The organism is Actinomycetota bacterium (assembly GCA_030776725.1).
In the GTDB taxonomy this organism is placed as follows: domain Bacteria; phylum Actinomycetota; class Nitriliruptoria; order Nitriliruptorales; family JAHWKO01; genus JAHWKW01.
On record JALYHG010000069.1, the window covers coordinates 1 to 4,129 of the forward strand.

At 70.1% G+C, this 4,129-nt stretch carries 5 protein-coding genes; 4 read left to right on the forward strand and 1 reads right to left on the reverse strand.

Going from position 1 to position 4,129, the window contains the following annotated elements:
* Positions 1-1,634: histidine kinase (locus M3N57_03120; protein MDP9021690.1), on the reverse strand; the 1,634-nt coding region annotated here is incomplete at its 3' end.
* 286 nt (positions 1,635-1,920) lie between these two features.
* Between M3N57_03120 and M3N57_03125 the strand changes: the two genes are divergently transcribed.
* The 4 genes from M3N57_03125 to M3N57_03140 form a co-directional block, all read left to right on the forward strand.
* Positions 1,921-2,469 carry a hypothetical protein gene (locus M3N57_03125; GenBank protein ID MDP9021691.1) on the forward strand — a complete coding sequence of 183 codons (549 nt, stop codon included), beginning with the start codon at positions 1,921-1,923 and terminating at the stop codon, positions 2,467-2,469.
* Between the two features lie 168 nt (positions 2,470-2,637).
* Positions 2,638-2,868: a helix-turn-helix domain-containing protein gene (locus M3N57_03130; protein MDP9021692.1), complete on the forward strand. Its 231-nt coding sequence runs from the start codon at positions 2,638-2,640 to the stop codon at positions 2,866-2,868.
* 113 nt (positions 2,869-2,981) lie between these two features.
* Positions 2,982-3,710: a Flp pilus assembly protein CpaB gene (gene cpaB, locus M3N57_03135; GenBank protein MDP9021693.1), complete on the forward strand. Its 729-nt coding sequence runs from the start codon at positions 2,982-2,984 to the stop codon at positions 3,708-3,710.
* Positions 3,711-3,712: 2 nt separating this feature from the next.
* Positions 3,713-4,129, forward strand: a 417-nt coding sequence (locus tag M3N57_03140) for a hypothetical protein (GenBank protein MDP9021694.1), incomplete at its 3' end; no start/stop codon positions are given.

Consider the following 4,129-nt stretch of genomic DNA (forward strand, 5'->3'; position numbering starts at 1 on the left):
TTGATCTTCAACGCCACCAGCTGCTGCTGCGCCCCGTCGTGCAGATCTCGCTCCAGGCGGCGCCGCTCCTCATCCTGGGCCGCCACCAGCCGACGACGCGACTCGCCCAGCTCCTCCAGACGCGCCAACAGATCCGCCGTCAGCTGCACGTTGCGCACCACCAGGCCCGCTTGCGCCGCGAGATCGTCGATCAGCTTCTGTTCGGTGGGGGTGACGCCCTCGCCACGGTTCTTCGTCACCGTCAACGCCCCCAACAGCTGCCCCTGGTGGGTCACCGGCACCGCGACGTCGACCTCGGCGAACACCGGCAACGACCCATCCTCGGCCACCACCGGCGTGAGGTCGGGGGCGGCGTCCGCCGGCCACGACGCGGCCGTGCGCATCTGCCCACCGGCCTTCAACCACACCTGCGCCCGCGCCGCCCCGGTCCCCTCGGCGAGCAGTTGGGCCATCTGCTCCAGGGTCTGTTCGGTGGCGACGGTCTCGCCCAGGTGCGATGAGAACCGGCTCAGCACCTCGTACGGCGTGGCCCGCTTGCCGTACACCAGACGGTTGGCGACCTTCGTCAGGCGTTCGCGCACCGGCTGGAACGCCACCGCCACCAGCGCCGTCGCGACGATCGACAACGCCAGGTTTGGTTCGTCACCAGCACCCACGAGCGTGCCGATGCCGACGACGATGGCGACGTAGATCCCCGTGATGAACGCCGCCAACCCCGCGAACACCACCGTCTTGCTGATCACGACATCGATGTCGTACAACCCGTGGCGGAGGATCGCCGTGCCGATCGATGCGGGCAGCAGAGTGATGCCGATGACGAACAGGATCCCGCCGGCGTCCACGCCGAGCGTCGTCAGAGCAGCTCCGAGAGCCGGAAGGCCCGCCACGACCACGGCGATCGCGTAGGCGAGCACCTTCATCTGCTGGCGCGCATGACCTCTCGACCGTCGGTACCGCAGGATGACGACGACCGGCGTGAGGACAACCACCGGGGCGATCGACAGCGCGGCTGTTTCGAAGAAGCCGTGCACGGTCGGGCCGACCCACTGTCCCACGGGGTTGTCGAGGACGACGGGCGCTTGTAGGGAACCGACGTGGACGGTCTGACTCAGGACAACAGCCAACGCGGCGCAGGCGAGCCCGAACACGCCGAGCCAGAACGGCCACGCCCACCGCGGCGACAGAGGACGGCCATCGGGGAACAGGTGCAGCACGAGCAGTATCAGTCCGCCCGACATCCCCCAGCCGAGAGGACCGAAGGTGGCGAGGGTGCCAGCTGCGGCGAAGCGCATGCCGCGCTCCACAACGAGGTACGCGACGAACTCCTCCGAGGCGGACGACAGCGCCGCGAAGAACGCGACCCCGAGCAGGAGCCACCCGACCGGGTTACGTGGATGGCGTGACGCGACGAGTGCGCCGATGACCGCGATCGCGAGGTAGGGCACAAGGAGCGCTACCGACTCCATCCCGGATTTGTCGAACCCGAGCGTGTCGGTGAGGACGTTCCCGATCGCCAGGAGCGTGAACACGAGACCGACAAGCGTCAAGGCGGCGGTACGCGAGAACCGTGTCACCGAACGACCTCCTCCGCCGGGATGGCGGGAGAAGATCGCCTCGACGCCATCGGCGGCCAACTCCCGATCGTCTCCCGCAACGCGGCCACAGCACGCTGTGCCGCTCGCTTCCCCGGTGGTCGCCCGTGCGCATCTTCGTGCAGGCCAGGTGTGCTCCAGGCGAACGCGACCAGCCGGAACAGGCGGTGAGGAGGGGCCGTCTCCACATGCGGTCCAGATCGCGGGGCTGTCCGATGACAGCCGGCGGCGGATGATGCAGTATGCGCCTCGTCCGTGCCACCGGAACGGCATCTCTCGGGCGGTTCGGACCGGATCGAGCGCTGTCCGCACGCCAGGAGCGGGACCGGTGAGTGATTGGCGCGATGACCCGGCGCTGCGCGGCCTCGCCAGGGAGCTGCGGGAGCGGATCGGCGCCGAGTTCCGCTTCGACGCCGAAGACGGCGAACGACTGGCGGCCCAGGCGTCGCTGCGGGCACGGTCGCTCCGCGATGTCGTGGTCGACCTGCGTAGCCGTGGTGACACGGTCGCGGTTCGGCTCGGAGGTCGCGTCTTGACGGGGCGGGTGGTGTTCGTCGGGAACGACTACGTGCGGCTCCGGACCGGGGCTGGGTCCGTCGACGTTCCCTTGGACCAGCCCTTGGCCCTACGCGTGGTCGAGCGGGCTCGTTCCGGGGGGACAGGACGGGGCGACGGCGCGGCGACGTTCCGTGCCCGGCTGCTGCAGCTCGAGCTCGACCGGGCGGCCGTGCAGGTCGACACGGCCGTCGTGGGAGACGTTCTGCGGGGACGGTTGGAGGCCGTGGCCCGCGATCACGCGTTGCTGCACACGCAGGACGGTCAGGAGTGGGTGATCCCGTTCGTGGCGATCCGGGCCGTCACCCACGCCGACCGGTGACGCCCCGTCCGTGGCGAACGTGAGCTTGCAACGAGACTGACCGGCCACGCCGAACGTGATCTGCGCACGGTCACTACCGGTTGAGCCGTCTTGCATCTTCTTACGCCGCGTCCTAGCGTTCTCGCACGCAGCGGGTCGTGCAGTTCATGGATAGGGGGTCAGCGACTGATGGTGGCCGACGAGTACCCGCCGGTTCTGGATGCAGCGATGGTGTCCGAGTTGCTCGGCATGAACATCGACACGGTTCGCCGGCTGTCCCGGGAAGGGATCCTGCCCGCCCACCGCGTCCCGGGCGGTCGCACCTTCAAGTACCTGCGGGACGAACTGCTGGAGTGGCTGGCCGCGCAGCCAGCCAACAACCCGGCGGATGCGACCGCCGAAGAGGACGTCCACAGCTGATCGTGCGGGCCGCCGCACGCCTGGGCGGCCATGGGTAGGGTCCCGCGCCGCCATCGCCAGCGACACGGACGCGGTACGGGTGGGCGACCGCAAGACACGGAGGGAACGGGGGCATGTCGCTGATCGACGAGACGGCTGTCTCAGCGGCCGGGGAAGCCGTCCTGACCAGACCGCACCGTCGGACGCTGACCAGCCGGCTGTCTGTCGGTCACGTGCTGATGATCGTCGCCGGGCTGCTCGCCGCGGTCACCAACTTCGCGCTCCTGCGCGCGGGAGACGCCAGCTTCCGCGCCGCGGTCGCCGCGAACGACCTCCTTCCCGGCCAGGCCCTCACGTCCGACGCACTGACGTTCACCGACGTCGAGGTCGGTGACGACGTGGCCAACTCGCTGATCGGCCCGCACGATGGGGACGAGTTGGTCGGCAGCGTGCTCGTGAACCACATCGCTGCCGGGGAGCTGATCACACGCACCGACCTGCGGGCGCCTGCCGCCGCCAGCGGCCTGCGCGCCATGAGCGTCCCGCTGGACGCGGCACACGCCGTCGGCGGGGCGCTTCGGCCCGGCGACCGTGTCGACGTGATCGAGGTCCGCGACGGGATCGCTCGGTACATCGCGGTGTCCGTGGAGGTCCTGGCGGTGTCCGATCAGTCCGCCGGTGCGATCGGCGGCCTCGGCGCGTACAGCGTCACCGTCGCGGTCGACGCCGATACCGCCTTGGCCCTCGCCGCCGCTGTGAACGCCGGATCCCTGGAGCTCGTCCGATCGACGGGCTCCGACGAGGCCGCGGTGGGGGCGACGTCGCGGCCGCGGGGCTCGAGCGACGGCGCGCCGGAGGGATAGCGGTGGGCGAGCCGGAGATCGCGATCGTCGTCTCACCGCGCGACTGGGCCGAGCGGCTGCACCGGTTCGTCGCCGACCACGGCGGTGCTCGTGTGCGCGCCCGTGTCCTGGACGCGCGCGAAGCGCTCAACGACGACTACCTCGTTCTGGTCGCCGAAGACCTGACCTCCTTCCTCACCCCGCGACTCGTGGCGGAGTTGCGACGCCGCGACCGGCGGGTGCTCGGCGTCTACGACCCCGCCGAACCGTGGGGCCGTGAGCGCTTGACCGAGGTCGGCGCCGACGAGGTGATCGATCTCACCGCCACACCGGAAGAGTTCCTCCGCGTCATCCAGGCCTTGGCGGCGTCGATCCAACTCGACGAGGCCTTGGCGAAGCTGACCGAGGAGCCCGACCATCCTCCGCCCCCTGAGCCTTCG